The sequence below is a fragment of the Desulfatiglans sp. genome, from assembly GCA_012513605.1.
In the GTDB taxonomy this organism is placed as follows: Bacteria; Desulfobacterota; DSM-4660; order Desulfatiglandales; family HGW-15; genus JAAZBV01.
In genome coordinates this window covers 24,585-43,755 of record JAAZBV010000115.1, presented here as the reverse complement: position 1 = coordinate 43,755, position 19,171 = coordinate 24,585, and the positions used below count along the sequence as shown (strand labels likewise).

Annotated in this window: 16 protein-coding genes; 10 read left to right on the top strand and 6 right to left on the bottom strand. The window is 45.9% G+C overall.

The window, feature by feature from the left end; genetic code table 11:
• The first annotated feature begins 7 nt into the window (after positions 1–7).
• On the top strand, positions 8–706 hold the full coding sequence (locus tag GX654_15305) for an anaerobic ribonucleoside-triphosphate reductase activating protein (GenBank protein NLD38229.1): 699 nt from the start codon (positions 8–10) through the stop codon (positions 704–706).
• Positions 707–783: 77 nt separating this feature from the next.
• Here the strand turns inward: GX654_15305 and typA are convergent, their stop codons facing one another.
• Entirely contained in the window at positions 784–2,631 is a 1,848-nt protein-coding gene (gene typA / locus GX654_15300; GenBank protein NLD38228.1) for a translational GTPase TypA, read from the bottom strand.
• 120 nt (positions 2,632–2,751) lie between these two features.
• Entirely contained in the window at positions 2,752–3,210 is a 459-nt protein-coding gene (locus GX654_15295) for a YaiI/YqxD family protein (GenBank protein ID NLD38227.1), read from the bottom strand.
• A 741-nt stretch (positions 3,211–3,951) separates the two neighbouring features.
• Between GX654_15295 and GX654_15290 the strand changes: the two genes are divergently transcribed.
• The 5 genes from GX654_15290 to GX654_15270 all read left to right on the top strand — a co-directional run bounded on the left by GX654_15290 (position 3,952) and on the right by GX654_15270 (position 11,493).
• Positions 3,952–6,780 (top strand): molybdopterin-dependent oxidoreductase, encoded by a 2,829-nt coding sequence (locus tag GX654_15290; protein ID NLD38226.1) that lies wholly within the window; start codon positions 3,952–3,954, stop codon positions 6,778–6,780.
• Positions 6,781–6,902: 122 nt separating this feature from the next.
• Complete coding sequence (locus GX654_15285; protein ID NLD38225.1) at positions 6,903–9,146, top strand: FAD-dependent oxidoreductase; 2,244 nt, start codon at positions 6,903–6,905, stop codon at positions 9,144–9,146.
• 4 nt (positions 9,147–9,150) lie between these two features.
• Positions 9,151–9,345 carry a DNA-binding protein gene (locus GX654_15280; GenBank protein NLD38224.1) on the top strand — a complete coding sequence of 65 codons (195 nt, stop codon included), beginning with the start codon at positions 9,151–9,153 and terminating at the stop codon, positions 9,343–9,345.
• Between the two features lie 128 nt (positions 9,346–9,473).
• Entirely contained in the window at positions 9,474–10,178 is a 705-nt protein-coding gene (locus GX654_15275; protein NLD38223.1) for a methyltransferase domain-containing protein, read from the top strand.
• Between the two features lie 10 nt (positions 10,179–10,188).
• A complete protein-coding gene (locus tag GX654_15270) occupies positions 10,189–11,493 on the top strand; it encodes a phenylacetate--CoA ligase family protein (protein ID NLD38222.1) in 1,305 nt (434 codons plus the stop codon).
• Here GX654_15270 and GX654_15265 read toward each other — a convergent pair.
• From GX654_15265 to GX654_15255, 3 genes are all read right to left on the bottom strand, one after another.
• Positions 11,462–12,280, bottom strand: a complete 819-nt coding sequence (locus tag GX654_15265) for a hypothetical protein (protein NLD38221.1) — start codon at positions 12,278–12,280, stop codon at positions 11,462–11,464. The two genes, GX654_15270 and GX654_15265, sit on opposite strands and share 32 nt — an antisense overlap.
• Positions 12,281–12,284: 4 nt before the next feature.
• Positions 12,285–13,487 (bottom strand): radical SAM protein, encoded by a 1,203-nt coding sequence (locus tag GX654_15260; protein NLD38220.1) that lies wholly within the window; start codon positions 13,485–13,487, stop codon positions 12,285–12,287.
• Between the two features lie 120 nt (positions 13,488–13,607).
• The gene (locus GX654_15255) at positions 13,608–13,952 is read right to left on the bottom strand and encodes an HNH nuclease family protein (protein ID NLD38219.1); all 345 of its coding nucleotides are present in this window, start codon (positions 13,950–13,952) and stop codon (positions 13,608–13,610) included.
• Between the two features lie 234 nt (positions 13,953–14,186).
• Between GX654_15255 and GX654_15250 the strand changes: the two genes are divergently transcribed.
• From GX654_15250 to GX654_15235, 4 genes are all read left to right on the top strand, one after another.
• Complete coding sequence (locus GX654_15250) at positions 14,187–14,450, top strand: hypothetical protein (protein NLD38218.1); 264 nt, start codon at positions 14,187–14,189, stop codon at positions 14,448–14,450.
• Between the two features lie 91 nt (positions 14,451–14,541).
• Entirely contained in the window at positions 14,542–17,196 is a 2,655-nt protein-coding gene (locus GX654_15245; protein NLD38217.1) for a molybdopterin-dependent oxidoreductase, read from the top strand.
• A 5-nt stretch (positions 17,197–17,201) separates the two neighbouring features.
• Positions 17,202–17,570: a TusE/DsrC/DsvC family sulfur relay protein gene (locus GX654_15240; GenBank protein NLD38216.1), complete on the top strand. Its 369-nt coding sequence runs from the start codon at positions 17,202–17,204 to the stop codon at positions 17,568–17,570.
• A 1-nt stretch (position 17,571) separates the two neighbouring features.
• Entirely contained in the window at positions 17,572–18,735 is a 1,164-nt protein-coding gene (locus GX654_15235; GenBank protein ID NLD38215.1) for an aminotransferase class V-fold PLP-dependent enzyme, read from the top strand.
• Between the two features lie 91 nt (positions 18,736–18,826).
• Here the strand turns inward: GX654_15235 and GX654_15230 are convergent, their stop codons facing one another.
• Positions 18,827–19,168: an oxidoreductase gene (locus tag GX654_15230; protein NLD38214.1), complete on the bottom strand. Its 342-nt coding sequence runs from the start codon at positions 19,166–19,168 to the stop codon at positions 18,827–18,829.
• Positions 19,169–19,171 lie beyond the last annotated feature (3 nt).

Below are 19,171 nucleotides of genomic sequence, written 5' to 3'. Positions count from 1 at the left end.
TGGCAGGATGAATATAGGGGGCATACAGAAAAATTCTTTAATAGATTACCCTGGCAAGTTGAGCTGTGTAATATTTATGTCAGGGTGTAATTTTGACTGCCCATACTGCCATAATCCATCCCTTGTAAGGTGTAGTGAGGAATGTCCCGCCTCTTTTAAGGGTGATGGCCTTTATGAATTTCTTAAAAGCAGAAGAGGATTTCTCGATGGAGTTGTAATTTCCGGAGGTGAACCGACGCTGTCCAAAAAACTTGTCAAGCTCTGCGAGGCAGTAAAAGGGTTGGGTTACTCCATAAAGCTAGATACAAACGGGAGCAGGCCAAAAGATATTGATGTTCTGATTGAGCGAGGGCTTGTGGATTACATTGCAATGGATATCAAGACTGACCCCACAAGATATAATCCGCTTATTGCAAAGGGATGTAACCCTGAAGATATACTTACCAGCATAGAGACCATAATGGAGAAAGCCCCTGACTATGAGTTCCGCACCACCTGCGTGAGGGGCATTGTGGATAAGGGTGTTATCAGTAATATAGTCAAGGTAATTAAAGATGCAAAACTCTATGCCCTGCAGAATTTCCACAGGGCAGAGATACTGCACCCGGAGTATTTCAAGGATATATCACCAGAATTTTCAGATTCCGAACTGACAGAGTTTAAATCTATAGCAGCACCGTGGGTTAAAGAGTGCGTTGTGCGCTAAAAAGACGCATAGCGCATGGAGCATGGCGCATAGCGTAAAAAAACGAGCCGGTAATATTTTTCGCTTTGCTCTATGCGTTAAAGTCCCTCTCTTTCCTTGAACTTCTTTGACTGGGCCATGTGCCGTTTCTGGGATGAGAGTTCTTCTTTCCTTAAGCGAATTGATTTTGGGGTAATCTCCACCATCTCATCATCCCTGATAAATACAATAGCGCTTTCAAGGGTAAGTGGCCTAGCGGGTGAAAGGAGTATATTGTCATCCTTTCCTGCGGCGCGCATGTTGGAGAGCTTTTTTTCCTTGCAGGGGTTAACATTTATATCATTATCCCTGTTGTGCTCACCTATTACCATGCCCTCATACACCTGTTCACCTGGTACAATAAAGAGCCTCCCTCTTGGCTCCAGGTTAAAGAGTGCATAAGCAACCGACTCACCCTGACGGTCGGAAATTATTGAGCCGCTGAACCTTGATGGGAAGTCTCCCCTGTAGTCATCAAACCCTTCAAGGTATGAATTCATAATACCCGTTCCCCTGGTGGCAGTAAGAAATTCATCCCTGAACCCTATAAGCCCGCGCGACGGTACTGTAAATTCCATTCTTACCCTGCCTGTGCCACTGTTTGTCAGGTTTAACATCTTGGCTTTTCTCTGGGAGAGTTTTTCTGTAATGATTCCCATGAAGGCCTCATCAGCATCAATGTAGAGATGTTCAATCGGCTCCTGTTTTCTGCCATCCTTTTCCTTAAGGATGACCTCTGGTCTACCCACGCAGAATTCGTATCCCTCTCTGCGCATGGTTTCGATCAGTATAGCAAGCTGGAATTCACCACGCCCCTTTACATTAAAACTGTCTCTCTCTTCGGATTCATCCACCTTAATAGCAACGTTCCTCAGGGTCTCTTTAAAAAGCCTCTCCTTGATCTTGCTTGACTGCACATATTTACCCTCCTTTCCTGCAAGGGGGGAGGTGTTAATGGTAAAGCGCATGGATACAGTAGGCTCCTCTATGGTTATCCTTTTTAATGCCTTTGGGAACTCTTTGTTGCATATGGTATCACCGATCTTGACATCCTCTATACCGGAGAGCACTACAATATCGCCTGGGCCTGCCTGCTTTACCTCTTTGAGTGTTACACCTTCATACACCTGGATCTTGGTCACCTTGAGAGGTGTCTCAGCATCATCCTCTCCCAAGCACACAAGGCTGTCATTGAAATTAACATTGCCGTTTATCACCCTGCCTATGGCAAGCCTTCCCATATAGGCTGAATAGCCAAGGTCAGCAACCAGCATCTGGAAAGGCTCTTTAGGGTCATATGATGGAGGCGGGGTGTGTTTTATAATCGTCTCAAAGAGTACCTCAAGGTTGTTTGACCTGTCAGTGAGTTTTTTCTTTGCCATACCATCTCTGCCTATTGCATAAAGCAGGGGAAACTCTATCTGCTCATCATTGGCGCCAAGCTCAATAAATAGATCATATATCTCATTAAGCACCTCCTGGGGCCTGGTATCCTGCCTGTCTATCTTGTTTATAACAACAATAACCTTTAGCCCTGCCTCAAAGGTTTTTTTCAAGACAAACCTGGTCTGGGGAAGTGGGCCTTCAGATGAATCAACCAGGAGCAGGGCACCATCAGCCATTGCAAGCGCCCTCTCAACCTCGCCCCCAAAATCGGCATGGCCGGGTGTGTCTATTATGTTTATCTTTGTACCCTTCCAAACTACAGAGCAGTTCTTTGCAGCTATTGTAATGCCTCGCTCCTTTTCAAGCTCCATATTGTCCATGAGGCGTGTTTCCACCTCCTGACCCTCCCTGAAAAGGCCGCTCTGCCTGAACATGGCATCCACAAGGGTGGTTTTACCATGGTCAACATGGGCGATTATTGCTATGTTGCGTATATCTTTGTTCTGTTCTTTTTTAGTCATACCTTTTTTCCCTCTAATTAAACAGCGGCGGTAAATAATTATTCGCCCCTGTATTTTTTTATAAAGTTTTAAAAATCAGCGAAGCTGTATAGCACACTATTGTCAGGAATAGAAAGATAATTATCGTCCTGGAAACCTGCGAAGAATTGAATGTATCAGTTCATCAAGCTGCTGCAAAAAATTGGATCTATCTTTTTTTTTAAAGGGCGCAGGCCCCCCGGTAATCTCTCCAAGGTCCCTTAGATCAGCCATGAGGTTTCTGGTGGCAAGAATCTGCCCGATATTATCTTCTGTAAACAGTCTGCCGGACGGGCTTATTACGCTTGCCCCTTTTTTGAGGCTTCGACCTGCCAGGGGAATATCTGCGGTTATCACTATGTCACCCTCTCCCGCCTTTTCCGCTATCCAGTTGTCAGCCTCATCAGGCCCGCTCTCAACAATAACAAGTTTTATGCGGGGGTTTTCCGGGATCCGCATATGCATGTTTGACACGAGGGTAACACCGAGTTTAAACCTCTCTGCTACACGAAAAACCTCCTGCTTTACAGGGCAGGCATCAGCATCAATAAATATATTCAGCAAGATAAAAACCTTTATGGGAGATAATTATGATTATTTGTATTTTTGATATAATTCATTATTCAGGGTTATAAAGAATTACGCCAGGAATCTTTTCAAAATGGCAGTCAGTGGTAAAAATTTAATATTTTTTTCTATCTGCAATTACGCCTGTTATTATGTCTGAGAGAGGAATTGTTACCCTTTTTTTCTTATTAAAGCAGAGGTTTCACCAGCAAGCGGCCACATATCTTTTTGCATCTCAATAAATGATCCGTATTATATGCATATTGATGTCATATGTAAAGAATATTTCCATCTGCGTTTATTTTCTCCTAATAAAGTGAGTCATGTTATTTTTAAATAATATATAACCAAATGCATAGCAATGATCGCAGACAAAAAATAGTCTATTAACCGTAAGGGCTATTTCAATCAATCACTCCAAATGAATGAGTTCCCTTATTTAATTTAAATATAAGCAAATATTTTTTGATTTGATATGACGAACCTGATATATAGAAATATCAAAATCGATATATGCATTTTATCTAATGGATGAAAAACAGGGTAAAAAAGGAAGGGTATAAAAATAGGGGTATAAATCCATTATAGTCCCTTCATTAAAATGGGTATTCTTTTGAAAAGGTTATTTATTAACACATTTAAATACATATGATTGCACAATGAAAGGGAGAATGAATGGCCCATAACCCGAGTCGCTTTTCAGTGAGATCATATGGGATTGAAAGGATCTGATTTATGGTGACATGTATACACTTAAATATCAATGGTGTTCCCAGGTCTGTTATATGCGACCCGAATAAAGACAATCTGGCTGTTGTCCTGAGGAGAATGGGGCTGACAGGGGTAAAAATCGGATGTGGCACCGGCGTGTGTGGCGCCTGTTCCATTTTATTCAACGGTGATGTCATCCGTTCCTGCACAAAAAAGATGAAAAACGTCCCTGACTACAGCGAGATCACAACAATAGAGGGCATAGGCACCCCTCAGAACCTGCACCCGCTTCAGCAGGCGTGGATTACTTATGGCGGTGTCCAGTGCGGTTTCTGTACGCCCGGTTTTATTGTTTCATCCTATGGGCTCCTTAAAGAAAACCCGAATCCTACCCGGGAAGAGGTCCGTGAATGGTTCAGGGTACACAAGAATGTCTGCCGCTGCACAGGGTACAAACCTCTTGTTGATTCAGTTATGGCTGCTGCCAAAGTTATGCGCGGCGAGGCCACAATGAATGATATCACCTATGACTTTGATGGCGAAAAGGAGATATACGGTTCATATCGCCCGCGACCAACAGCGCTTGCCAAGGTGTGCGGACTAACCAATTACGGCGATGACATAAAACATAAAATGCCTGAAGGTACTGCGCATCTGGCCGTTGTTATCTCTCAGGTTGCACATGCCAAGATTATCAATATCGATACGGAAGAGGCTGAAAAGATGCCCGGTGTCATCAGGATTTTTACAGCCAAGGATGTCCTGGGCTCAAACAACCTTGATGCCCCTCCGCTTCTTCCGCGCGTCCTGGGCCGCGGGATTGCCCCCTTCCCGGTAATTGCCGATAAAAAGATAAATAAACGCGGCGACTGTGTGGCCCTCGTTGCCGCTGACACAGAAGAGCATGCACGTGAGGCTGCAAAGAAGGTTAAACAGAACCTTGAAGTGCTGCCCGCATATATGACATTCCCGGAGGCGGTTATGCCCAATGCCATTCAGTTGCATGAGGGCCTGCCCAATTTTTATCTGGAACAGCCGGTTTTTAAAGGCAGAGATACTGTCGAGGTCTTTGAGGAGGCAGAATTTGTTGCGGAAGGAAGCTTCCACTCACAGCACGAGCCCCATCTGCCCATAGAGCCGGATGTTGTTCAGGGGTACATCGGATTGGACGGTATGTTGACACTCCAGTGTAAATCACAGGGGATCGGTGAGGACCGTGAAAGTATATCACACGCATGTGGTATTCCTATAGAAGAGCTCCGGATCATTATGAATCCGGTTGGCGGTTCCTTTGGATATTCTGTAAGCGCTAACACCTTTGCCATCGTAGCAACCGCTGTCCAGCACCTCCGTATACCCTGCACACTTACATTGAGCTATGAGGAATTCAACCATATGACCGGTAAGCGATCCGCCACATTCAGTAACGCACGGATAGCCTGTGACAAGGATGGCAGGATCACAGCCGCAGAGTATGATATAGGTCTGGATCACGGGGCTTACGGAACCATGGGCAATAAGATATTCAACAACCTTGTTTCTGTCGGTTTCCACGGATACAATATTCCAAATTTCAAGGCCCTTGCACGAGGAGCATCTACAAACCACGCCTTCTGTGCGGCATACCGCGGTTTTGGCGCCCCGCAGGTATATACTACTACAGAGGCCCTTATTGACATGATCGCTGAAAAGATCGGAATGGACCCCTGGGAGTTCCGCTATAAAAACGCGGCCAGACCAGGTGACCTGACCATCAACAGCAGGCCATACCATGATTACCTCTATCCTGAACTGCTTAATAAGGCAAAACCCTATTATGATAAATACAAGGCCGAGGCTGAAGCAGCCAAAAAAGAGGGAAGACATGTTGGGGTCGGTATCAGTATGGGCGGTTTCATATACACTATCGGCGCTTTTGATCAGGCCGAGGTAGCTATTGAGATGAATGCTGACGGAACCTTCACCCACTTTAACACCTGGGAGGATGTTGGTCAGGGTGCAGATATTGGGGCTCTTACACACGCTGTCAAGGCCCTTGCACCGCTCGGGGTTAAACCTGATCAGATTAAACTTGTTATGAATGACAGCAAGATCTGCCCGGATACTGGCGTGGCAGCTGCCAGCCGTTCTCACTATATGGCAGGTAATGCCACCCTTGATGCTGCTGCCAGGCTCATGGACGCCATGCGTAAGGCTGATGGCACCTACAGAACATATGATGAGATGGTTGCTGAAAAAATACCAACAAAATATATCGGGCACTATGATCAATTTAACATAGGACTGCCACCCGGTCTTGATCCAAATACCGGAGAGGGTGAGAAAAACCCGGGATATATGTACTGTGTAAATGTTGCGCTGGTAGAGGTTGATATTAAAACCGGAAAATCAAAGGTGCTAAGGTACACATGTGTTTCCGATATCGGCGTAATAGGTAACAGGCTCTCTGTTGAAGGGCAGGCCTATGGCGGGTTGTCTCACAGCATCGGTTTTGCATTAAGTGAGGATTACAACGCAGAAAACAGGCATGGCAATATGGCCGGCTGTGGTATCCCCACAATCGATGTGATTCCTGATGATATCACCCTGATCTTCCAGGAGACTCCCCGTAAGGCTGGACCACACGGTTCAGGCGGTTGCTCTGAGTGCTACCAGTCTTCCGGTCATATGGCGGTCATCAACGGTATCAACAACGCCTGCGGGGTTCGCATTTATTCACTGCCTGCAACGCCTGACAAAGTCAAAGCCGGATTAGAGGCAAAACATCGCGGTGAGGATCTCACACCACCAAAGTATTACCTTGGCACTGACTTTGAGGAAGAGCTTGAAAATATCAAGGCCAATCCCATCTAAGCACCGGGGTTTAACCTTTATAAACCAACCGTTTCGTAATCCCTGCGGGGATTACGAAACATTATCTGCGCTGGAGTATCTGAAGCAGCACCTTGCTTAACCCTTTAGGATGATTAGTACACATGAAGCTTGAAGAATCAAGAGTATTTGTCAATGATTGTTTTAGCGGTGAGCCAGCCTCCTGCTCATACGCCTGCCCGTTCGGCCTTGACATCCGTTTTTTTATGGAAAGGGTGAAAAAGGGGAGGTGGATTCCGGCATATAAAACGTTCCGGGACACAGTTCTTTTTCCTGTGATCGTAAGCAGGCTATGCCCTCAGCCATGCAGGAATAACTGCCAGCGACCATCCATCGGAGACGAACCTCTGGCAGTGCGAGACCTTGAATACGCCTGTACACGGTATGCCTTAACCCGAAGGCCGGAAAATTTTGTAATACCACCAAAAAAACAGCATATAGCCATTATAGGTGGGGGGCCTGCGGGCCTGTCGTGTGCACTGAATCTCGCACAGAAAAAATTTCATGTTACAATCTTTGAAAAAGAGACAGGCTGGGGTGGCGCTTTGCGGTCCCACCCTGATTTTAAGTTGTTCGATGATGACATTACCCTGCAGTTCTCAGCTACTGATGCTCTCTTTGAATTCAACCGGGAGATCGGCTCTTTAGATACTCTTACAGGCTTTGATGCCATATATGTTGCCACTGGTAAAAACGGGGCAACATTCGGTCTTATGGATAGCCATGATTCTGATCTTATGACTACCTCCCGCACAGGGGTATTTATGGGCGGCGCTCTCTGCGGGGTTCCTCTCATGGAATCCATCGCACAGGGCTCGCTCCTTGCCAGGATCATGGAGGGATATTTTGAAACAGGTAAGGCGGCCCTACCCGATTCAGATCGGGTTACAAAAAACCGCGTACACTTTCTGAACCATAGTGGGGAAGAAAATAAGGCGCTTGTTACGATGACCTCTCCTGAGGGATATACCGAGGGTGAGGCCAAGGCAGAGGCCTCCAGATGCTTTCTATGCGACTGCAGGATATGCTGGGAAAACTGCGAGATGATCAAGTGGTTCAGGAAGATGCCTCCCAAACTTGGCGTTGAGGTATATACTGACTCTCAATCTGGCTCATCGCTTTCCAAGCGCTCTCTTACCCGTGAGACCTATTCCTGCAACATCTGTGGTAAATGTAAAAGCGTATGTCCGGTTGGTGTGGATGTTGGCGCATTGATGCAATTTTCCAGGGAAGACCGGTTACGTACCAATAAAAATATACCGGCTTTTCATGATTTCTGGATAGGCCAGTTTGATTTTCACACCTCGGAAGCCTTTTTTGTTTCGCCTTCTAAAAAGGAGGAGAGCTGTGAATATCTCTTTTTTCCGGGGTGTCAGCTTGGAGCGGCAGAACCTGACCATGTCCTCAAGCCCTACAACTATCTGCAGGAAAAGTTCAATGCCGGGATTATGGTCGGCTGTTGCGGGGCACCGGCTTACTGGGCTGGAGATAAAAAACGTCTTGCGGACAACATTGAACGCATCCGCTCTATCTGGAACAGCATGGAGAGACCCACATTAATATTTGCCTGCGCCTACTGTGAGAATATTTTCAGACTGCTCATGCCGGAAATAAAACAGGAAAGTCTCTATACACTGATGGCAAAGGATGATTCTATTGTCCCGGCCAGGCTTTTTGAGTCAGCGGCCATGTTTGACCCATGTACAGCCCGCGACGATAAGACCATGCAGGAAGGCGTACGTATCCTGGCCGGACGGGCCGGTGTAGCGATTGAAGAGCTTGATAATCCGAACAGATGCTGCGGCTATGGCGGTCATATGCGCCTTGCCAATCCCGGTCTGTATGAGGAGATCACAAAACACCGCAACGATGCCAGCGATAAACCCTATATTGTATACTGCGCCAATTGCAGGGAGGTGTTCCGGCAGAAAGGCAAGGAGTGTGCCCATATACTTGACATGGTATATGACATTGATCTGAAAAAATGTTTGCCCACCCTTAAGTCACAAAAGGAAAATGCCCTGGAGGTAAAAAAGAAACTCATGAAAAGATTAACTGGAGATGATTTCATCCCGGAGAAACATGAATGGGACAGCATCAGACTCATTATCAGCGTGGAGTTGCAGGATGAGCTTGACAGGAAACTCATTATTGAAGACGACCTGAAGGAGGCCATATGGCTGGCCAAGCAAACGGGCGAGAGGTTTCTCAGTGATGATGGTGTGATCCAGTGCAGTATGGTTAAATCTGTACTCACTTACTGGGTCCAGTATAAAGAGCTTAAAACGGGCGAGTATGAGATCCGGAGCGCCTATATCCACAGAATGAAATTCAACAGGGAGGGTTAATGCCTTGGATGCGAACAGAACCTGGAAATGCGCAAAATGTGATAAAGAGCTCGTATTGAAGAAGATGCTGTTTTCATACCTTGGACACACATTCTCCCATGAAATCATGCGGTGCCCCAAATGCGGAAACGGCCTTATTCCAAAGGAATTGGCAGAAGGCCGCATGGCAGAGGTGGAGGCGCAACTGGAAGATAAATAGAGTTCACCCAAAAACCCGTGTTTTTAGATGAAAGCGGTCAGCAGTCAGCGATCAGCCTTCAGCGAAAGGCATTTTAATCAAAGACTAAATAGAGAAGGTCATCCCTTTTGTTCCGGAAGAATAGCAGTATGAAAATAAAAATCCGACAGTCCACACACCAAACGGAAATGAATAATATCTACGAATCCGAAGAATTCTCTCTTCTGAATGATCACTCAATGCATCCCGGCGGGCTAAGGCTGACTGACAGGGCCATAAGGCTGGCCGGGCTTCATAAAGGGATGAAGGTGGCTGATATAGGCTGCGGCGCAGGGACCACAGCGGCCTATCTTACCTGGAAATACGGACTCTTAATGACCGGGCTCGATATCTCCGGGCCGCTCATCTGTATCGGACTCAGCAAAAACCCTGGCCTTAACCTCATTCATCGGGATGGGAAAAAGCTACCTTTTGAGTCGCAGAGCCTTGATGCCGCTTTATTTGAGTGTTCGCTATCGGTGATGGGCTTTAGCGAAAGATTGGTTGATGAATGTTATAGCGCGCTCAGTAGCAAGGGAAAACTTATTATATCTGACATCTTTTCAAGGCAAGAGGCACAAAATTCCTCTTTGCCCCTTTTCACATGGCTTGAATCAAGGCTCGCTGAGGCAGGGTTTAATATAGATGTAAGCGAGGATCATACCCCTGCGCTTATCACCTATGCAGCAGAGCTCTCTGAGAAATTTGGTGGTGCCTGTGATGCTAGCTGGTTCATCTGTAACAGGTTTGCAGGGGGATTCAAGATCTCTGATCACTGTTATCGCCTGATTATTGCCAGGAAAGTGGAGAGATAATCTGCTACCTATGAATATGACCCCTTTAGATAAATGGATAGCGAATAAAATCAATATCCCCGGACGACTTGATCTGAAAAGGCTGCATGAATACCAGCTTGAAAAATTACGTGAAACCCTTACTAATGTAAAAAAGAACAGCCGCTTTTATAGGAAGCATCTGGCAGAAATTAATCCCTCTGATATCCGTGATATGGCGGATATCACCCGTCTGCCATTGACAACACCTGATGATATTGCATCAGACCCAGAAGGTTTTTTGTGTGTGTCTCCCAGGGAAGTAGGACGCATCGTTACATTGGGGACATCAGGCACAACCGGGATGCCTAAACGGGTTTTTTTTACAAATGAGGATCAGGAGGTCACCATGGATTTTTTTCATCACGGCATGATGACGATGACCGATGAACACGATATTGTCATGATCTTTATGCCTGGGGGGACTGAAGGCAGTGTTGGCGACCTGCTTAAACGCGGCCTTGCCCGTTTTGGTTGTAAAAGCATCGTATACGGCCCAATAAAAGATAACACACACGCACTGGACATGATCGTTAAGGAGAAAATCACCTGCATGGTAGGGATACCCGCCCAGATTCTATCCATTGCCCGTATGAGTGAAAACAGTAACTACAGGATATCACTTAAAAGCGTCCTGCTTAGCGCGGACTATGTCCCTCTCTCTGCTGCCAGTGTGATTAAAAAGGCCTGGGGAGCAACCCTATACGAGCATTATGGTATGACTGAAATGGGCCTTGGCGGAGGTGTGGCGTGTGATGCAGGTGAGGGGTATCACCTGCGTGAGTCAGATCTCCTATTTGAGGTAATAGACCCTGTAAGCGCTTTTCAGGTACAGGAGGGCGAATATGGTGAGGTGGTGTTTTCCACGCTAACGCGGCAGGGCATGCCGCTTATAAGATACAGGACAGGAGACAGAGCAAGGTTTCTAGTTGATAAGTGTCCCTGCGGCACACTACTCAGGCGTCTGGATCGCATCACAGGCAGGTTCGCAGAACCTCTAATGCTCGCAGACGGGAACATCCTCTCTATTACCCAGCTCGATGAAATATTGTGCAAAGAACCATCAATACTGACATATGGCGCAGAGCTTCAAACTGTGAATGGACGTGACTGTCTGCGAATTATTGTTAAACCGGCAAGCGGCCCTTCTGATCCGGAGGCTCTGATTCGCAGGATAAAAATGGAGCTACCCTCTCTGTTCAAGGAAGAGGGCCTGATTTTATATGTTGAAGAAGGTGATGTCGATTATTTTACAACCGGTACACTTAAACGTAAAATTCTGGATTCCCGCCTTTAAGGGAGTCACGAATACCGGGCCACAGCGGACAATGCTCATGGATGCATTCCCTGTTTTCCTGTAACTGTTCACATTTAAAAGAATATACCGGTAAAGATTTTCCGGTTATTTCATTTATGATAGCTGAAGCCTCCTTCAATGCCAGCCATGAGTCTCTCTGGCAGCAACGCGGAGCCTTAAATGATGCTATTCTTGCAAGCACCCTCTGTGTGGCCTGCTGAACAGCCTGTCTTTTTCCTCCATCATTGGGGCTCGCTTTCAGTACTATTGATATTGCAATGCCTGCACCAATTGCAGCGCCGCATGCGCCTAAAATTGCACATGCCCCGCCGCAGACCGTCTTCCCTCTCTCAATTGCCGTCACTATATCATCATCTGTAATCTGTTCCCCTCTGTTTTTAAGGGCGGTGAGTATAACAGCCGGTACCATGGAATGGTGTTCCGGTCCGTGCATCTTGAACAGGGGGTGCGATCGTATGGCCTGCATAAGCTTTACCATGTTACTCTCCCGGCTCTGCAGGCAGACATTTTTAATGATCTCTATTACATCTGCGCTGTGGCATTTATCGCATACAAAATGACCAACAGGGCACCCGGCATTAGCCTGTAAAATTTCTCCACAAAAACAGCATCTGCTTTCTTTATTTTTCCAGTAATAGATAAGGGGCGCACCGCAAACAAGGCAGCCTGATTTATATATGCCTATAATGCTGCCTGTTTCTGTAGGACAACATTGATTATCAGCTTCAGGAGCGGTGATTTCATTTGAATGATTCTCTTTAGCCATAGCTTTATCCTTTTGTCAGGTACCTAGCACAAAAGGGAATGGTCTTACCATCTTTATAAACATGAAGGCTGCATCTGCGTAACCGCTCAATATCAAGGGTATAGGCATCCTGAAATGCCATCGCAGTAATAGTAAAACCATGGGTCTCAACCTGTTTGAGAAAAAGATCAAAGTCGCTTTTCCCATTGTTCCCGTTTTCGTCCACGATGTTTTGTGCGGCAGTGCGTTTCCACCTTCTGGAGACAAAATTCCTGTTTTTAAGATGCTCTGTCCCGTCAGAAGGGCAGCATGCATTACTGTTGCTCCTTTTCGTAAGCTTCATCAGCCCTTCGGGTAAAACCACAAAATCACCATGAAAACCGCATCTCGGATGATCGCATGCTGATGGAAGAAAATCCGTGATATTTACTACTCCCTCTGTCTGCTTCTCTATCAGGTGTAAAACCTCAGGGAGGGTGATCCTGTCTTTATCTTCAGGAGGAAGGGGGTAACGACCGAAATAACTAACAGGCTGAAAATGAACCCCTCTCACCGCAGGGGAATGGTTAAACCCAAATTTCAGTATCTCTCCTATGTTATGATCATTAATGCCTGGCACCAGTGTAGGGACAAGGGTTACGCCGATCAGTTCATTGGAACATGCCTCAATTGCCGCTTGTTTCTCGGCTAAAAGCGGCCTCCCCCTGAGCCTTTCATAAATGGCCTCTTCTGTGCCGTCAAACTGCATAAAAACAAAGGAAATGCCTGCCTTAGCAAGGGCCTTAGTAAATCCCTTATCCTGGCCAAGCCTGATCCCGTTTGAATTCAGTTGTATGTTTTCACACCCTGCATCTCTTGCTGCTGCTACAATATCCGGCAGATCATCCCTCACAGTCGGTTCACCACCGGAAATCTGCACAAAGGTGTTCCCATTTTTTACAAGCTCTTTAAACTGATCCGAAATATCTGAAATAGCAGGGTCATGGGAGAAACCACCGCTTTGAGCAAAACATATGGGGCAGTTTAGATTGCATCGATCAGTGATCTCCACCAGTGCGCAGCAGGTCTTTTGCAGATGCCCTGAACAGAGTCCGCATGATCCAGGACAATCAGAAGGATTATTTTCATGTTCCGGGGGCTTGTAATTTCCCCATTTCGTAAGCGGAATGTCGTCTCCCCGCCAGATTACAACTGAAAAATCTCCATGATCCTCACAGGATTTCTCCATGAAATAATCATTGCCATGTTTTGTTATTATTGCAGGGATTCTTTTTAGACATACCGGACAGACACTATGAGTGTTGTTAATTATATTAGTCACATTATCTCCTGCACAGCTTTTATCTTATTATTTTTTTTTAAGCAGATCTGCAAGGGCTGCAAAGGGCTTATGTGTAACAGTTTCGGATTTTACTGCCCCTGAATCAGGCATTTCACCCTGAAGGTGATCAGTGTATCTCCTGTGTTCATTATCATGACAGTATACGCACAGGTTTTCCCAGTTGCTTCCATCAGGCGGATTATTATCATGATCATGATCTCTATGGTGCACTGTCAAAAGATGAAGATTTTTCTGGGTAAATTCCATTCCGCAGCGGGCGCACACCCAGGGATGGATAGATAATGATTTCTCACGGTACCCCTTCATCTTGTCTTCCTGAGCACGGCGTGCCTTTGACACTATCTCATCCATCTCTTCACGGGTGATTTTTTTTCTTGCTGATTGATTTTTTTCACTGTTATCCAAGAGTTAACCTCGATTAAAGACAATTTCTCATATGTGTATCATCTCTGTCCCTGATTTTCATCAAATTATTACAGGTTTTTAAAAAAACATATTTATTTTGATTTGATATATCGAAACTGATATATGGAAGTATTAAAACTGATATATGGCTTTATTAATTGGATTTAAAACGAGGCGAAAATGGAAGAGTTTAAGAAGAAGGGCATAAAAGCACTGGACCTATCTGGGGAAAAGGAAGAGGAGATAATGATCCGATGCTATAGAACAGTCGAATATCTGAATGACATGGCAGGGGATATATTAACTGACTTTCTCCATAACACAACATGCCCCATATCGAGACAGGTACTCAAAAATTCTCCAGAGACATTGGTTATTAGATCATACGAAAAGGCTATTAATATCCTGGCTCATGAAATACGCCGGAATGATCTGAAGTTATAATGGATAAGAGTAAGAAGTTGGTTATCGGGAAATATCTATGATTATTAGATAGCTATATGCAAATCTTTTTAACCGAAAAGGAGGATAATTAATGCAAAAAGTATCATTAAAAATCAATGGGAGGCCGTATCAGTTTGTTGTTGAACCTGATAAGACGCTGCTTGATCTGCTTCGTGAAGACATGCATCTTACCGGTACGAAGCAGTCGTGTGACAGGAAGGTGCAGTGCGGCGCCTGCACGGTAATAGTCAACAAAAAGGCTGTGAAATCCTGTATAACAAAGGTCGCCAATCTTCAGGACGCTGATGTAATTACCATTGAAGGGCTGGGCACCCCGGACAATCCCCATCTTATCCAGGAGGCATTTGTACTTTCAGGCGCCATTCAATGCGGTTTTTGTACACCGGGAATGATCATGGCAACAAAGGTATTGCTTGATCAGAACCCTGACCCGACTGATGATGATATAAAAAAGGCCCTTGCAAGAAACCTCTGTCGCTGTACAGGGTACAGGAAGATATTTGATGCGGTAAAACTCTCTGCCAAATTTCTTAAAGGTGAGCTTACGCCTGATCAGGTTCGTCCCGACCCTGATGGCCCCAAACTGGGTGTATCTCACCCGCGCCCATCAGCAATGATAAAGGCATGCGGTGTGGCACAGTTTGGCGCAGACATCTATCCTGAAGGGGCGCTTGAGCTTGCTGTTGTAAGAAGCATTGAAGAACACGCAAAGATAATATCCATTGATACTTCTGTTGCGGATAAGATGCCAGGGGTTATCGGCACAATGACCGCAAAAGACATAAAGGGCACCAACAGATTGAGATTTATATTTAATGACCAGCCGATCCTCTGTGATAAAAAGGTCAGGACCCTTGGTGACCCGATCGTGATAGTTGCGGCTGAGACCCTGAAACAGGCACTCGCTGCAGCCGATGCAGTAAAGGTTGTATATGAGAAACTGCCTGTGCTTAAGACCGTTAAGGAGGCAATGGCAAGGGATGATGTGAGGGTGCATGATGAATTTCCTAACCTTGTTTATCAGCAACCACAGATAAGGGGCGATGCAGCAAAGGCATTTAAAGAGGCGAAAGCAGTGGTTGAATGTGATTTTTCAACCCAGATGAATCATCAGGCACCTCTTGAGCCGGAAACAACTGTAGCATGGCTTGAGGGGGATGAAGACCCGATCCTTGTTGTTTCAGGCAGAAGCATCATGATCCATACCCATATGGCGGCCCTCCAGGAGGGGCTGGGGTATGAAAACATGAGGTATGAGGAGCCATATTCAGGCGGTCAGTTCGGGATCAAGGCATCCATCACCACTGAAGGCATATCAGGCGCTGCTGCATTGCATTTCAAGAGGCCTGTAAGGTATATCCCGAGCATTCATGAATCCATGCTACTGAGCAACAAACGTCATCCATTTGAAATGAAGGTAAAGCTTGCCGCTGATAAAGATGGCCACCTCACCGCATATGCAAATGACTTCATAATTAATAACGGCGCATATATGCTACTGGGCATAATTGTTGTCGGGCGCTCTATAGAAATGTTTTCGGGGGCATACAATATCCCCAATATTGAAGCAATGGCAAAACTCGTTTACACAAACGATGCGGCAGGCGGGGCAGCGCGCGGCGCAGGGCCACCCCAGGTAAATTTTGCCCTTGAATGCGCCATGGATATGCTGGCGGAAAAGATAGGCATGGACCCGCTTGAGTTCAGGATCAAAAACTCACTCAAACCGGGTGACAGCCTTTCAACAGGCGTGGTGCTCATTGATGACTCAACATTCCCGCAGGTCTGTGAGATGATCAGACCCCACTATGAAAGGGCAAAGAAGGAGGCTGCAAAGTCAAAGACAGGTAAGATCAGGCGCGGGGTTGGTCTTGGCGCCCATTCCTTTGGTATCGGTATGCCCAGTGACAACGCCATTGCAGTAGTTGAGATGAACGAGGATAACGGCGTAACAATATACACTGCCGCTGCTGACCCCGGGGAAGGAAACGACTCCATGTTTACACAGCTTGCAGCCCATCTTCTTGATCTGCCACTCAATAAGGTAAGGCTTGTAACAAGGACAACTGAAAATACCTCTGAAACAGGCCCTGCTGCAAGCAGCCGTATCACCTACATGGTTGGCGGAGCCATGATCAATGGTATTAATGAGATGCTTACCGCCATGAAAGAGGCTAAAACCAAAACATATGAAGGTCTGAAGAAGGCGGGAAAGGCCACCAGGTATGTTGGTAAAAAGACCACCCGTGTTGCAGAACTTGATCCCAAGACAGGGCAGGGCGCCTCATATGAGACACAGGTTCACAATATCCAGATGGCAGAGGTTGAGGTCAATACAGAGACAGGTGAAGTGAAGGTAATCAGGATGACCACATCTGTTGACCCTGGCCCGGTTATCCATCCAATCAACCTGGAAGGACAGCTTGAGGGCGGTATGGATCAGGGTGTAGGCTATGCTTTAAGGGAAGAGTATATCCATGGTGAGACAAAGGACTGGGTAACCTTCAAGTTCCCGACATTTAAGACATCATTTGAGATGGAGATAATACCCCCACTTGAAACACCCCGTAAAAAGGGCGCTTTAGGTTCAATTGGTGTTGGAGAAATGACAATGGTATCAACAGCCCCGGCTGTGATCAATGCCATTCATGACGCATGCGGGGTCTGGATAACCCATCTTCCGGCAACACCGGATAAGGTAAAAAAGGCCCTGGCAGGTAAATAAGAAAAATGGTCCAGTTTGAAGGATCAAAACCGCTAACCGGCGATCTCTCCAGGGTATACAGGGAGATTGCCGGAAAAAAGATACTCTTTGATAATGAGGGTTTTATATGGCATCCTGAAGACTGGACAGAAGAGATAGCCGGGATACTTGGGGCTGAAAACGGAGTGGATAGTTTTACTGAAGTACAGTGGAAGATTATACTGTTTTTAAGAGAGTTTTATTTTTACAACGGCAGGGCGCCAATGAATCGTGATATAAAGGCCGCAACGGGGATGAGTTTTATGGAGATGGAGGGGCTCTTTCCCGGAGGCATAAAACGAGGCGCCCGCCGCTTTGCAGGTTTACCCAACCCCAAGTCATGCGCCGGTTACTAAAATGAATCCTGATATTGTTTATCTTGATAATGCGGCCACCACCTTTCCGAAACCAGTGGGTGCACTGGATCGCATGATAGAATTATACAAAAAAAAAGGGGTCTCTCCGGGCAGGGGCAGCTATGACCTTGCCTTTGAGGCAGATGATATTGTTTACGATGTAAGGACAAGGCTTGGCCGCCTGTTTAATACGCCTGATCCAAAAAGGGTAATCTTTACATCAAACGCCACAGATGCAATCAATATTGTTTTACAGGGAATGTTAAAAACGGGCGATCATGTAGTATCAACCAGGCTTGAACATAACTCTGTATTAAGACCCCTGTATCACCTGAAGAAAAACGGCATTATTACATATGATCTGGTCGGCTTTGATCCCAAGGGTTTTATTGATCTGGATGATATCTCAAAGGCAATAAGAGAGAATACCAGGCTTGTACTCATTAACCATGTATCTAATGTGCTTGGGACTATCCAGCCAATTAAAGAGATCAGTGAAATCTGTGCAAAGAGAGGTGTACCTTTTGTAATTGATGCTGCACAGAGCGCTGGGGTAATACCAATCAATATGCAGGATTGGAATATCAGCGCTGTTGCATTTACAGGGCATAAATCCCTGCTTGGGCCAACAGGCACTGGCGGTCTTGCTGTATCCCCTGATCTTATCATTGAACCCACCCGTTTTGGCGGCACAGGGGTAGACTCTGAAAGCCCTATCCATAATGAGACATACCCGCAAAGGCTTGAGGCAGGCACAATAAACCTGATCGGTATTATTGGTCTGTCAGAAGGTCTGAAATATATTGAACAAAGAGGCATGGAGGCAATTCACAAAAAAGAGATGGAGCTCTTCATAAAGTTAAGGGATGGCCTGTCAAACCTTGAAACTGTGGAGTGCTACTGTGCAGCAAATAATGAAAACCATGTTGCCCTTATCTCAGTCAATATTAAGGGGATGGACCCCGGTGATGCTGGTTCTATCCTTGATGCGGATTATAACATTGCGGTCCGTACAGGGCTTCATTGCGCGCCCCTTGTTCATGAGGGTATCGGGACATTTCCAAGGGGGACAGTAAGATTCAGTCTGGGACCGTTTAATACGGATGAACACATAGAAAAAGCGATTGAGGCAATGACTGCCATTGACCGCTATAGCAGAACTTGATAAATTTGATTCTAAAACCTGATGTTATAGAATCAAATTGTTTATAACGAGTTTGCTGAATGCTGACCGCTGATCGCTGATAGCTGTCTTTTTACCCCCTTGGCGCCCACAATACCATTCTGGGCTTGTTAATCTCTTTTGCCAGTTCCTCTATCTTTCCATACTTCATGCATGCTGCCATACAGTGATGAACGCATGCAGGCTTTTCCCCCTTCTTTGTTCTCCCTGCGCAGAGGATGCACAACTCTGTCGGTATGGGCATGAATTTTAAATAGTGTTTGTCATTGGGGAGATTTTCCACAATCTCAATAACCCTGATGCCACCCATGCCTGCCGGCCATTTATATTCCTGAGCGCATGCTACCTGACATGCAAAACACCCTGTGCAGTATTCATAATCTATCAGTAGTCCGTATTCCGGTTTTTTTGCCATTAT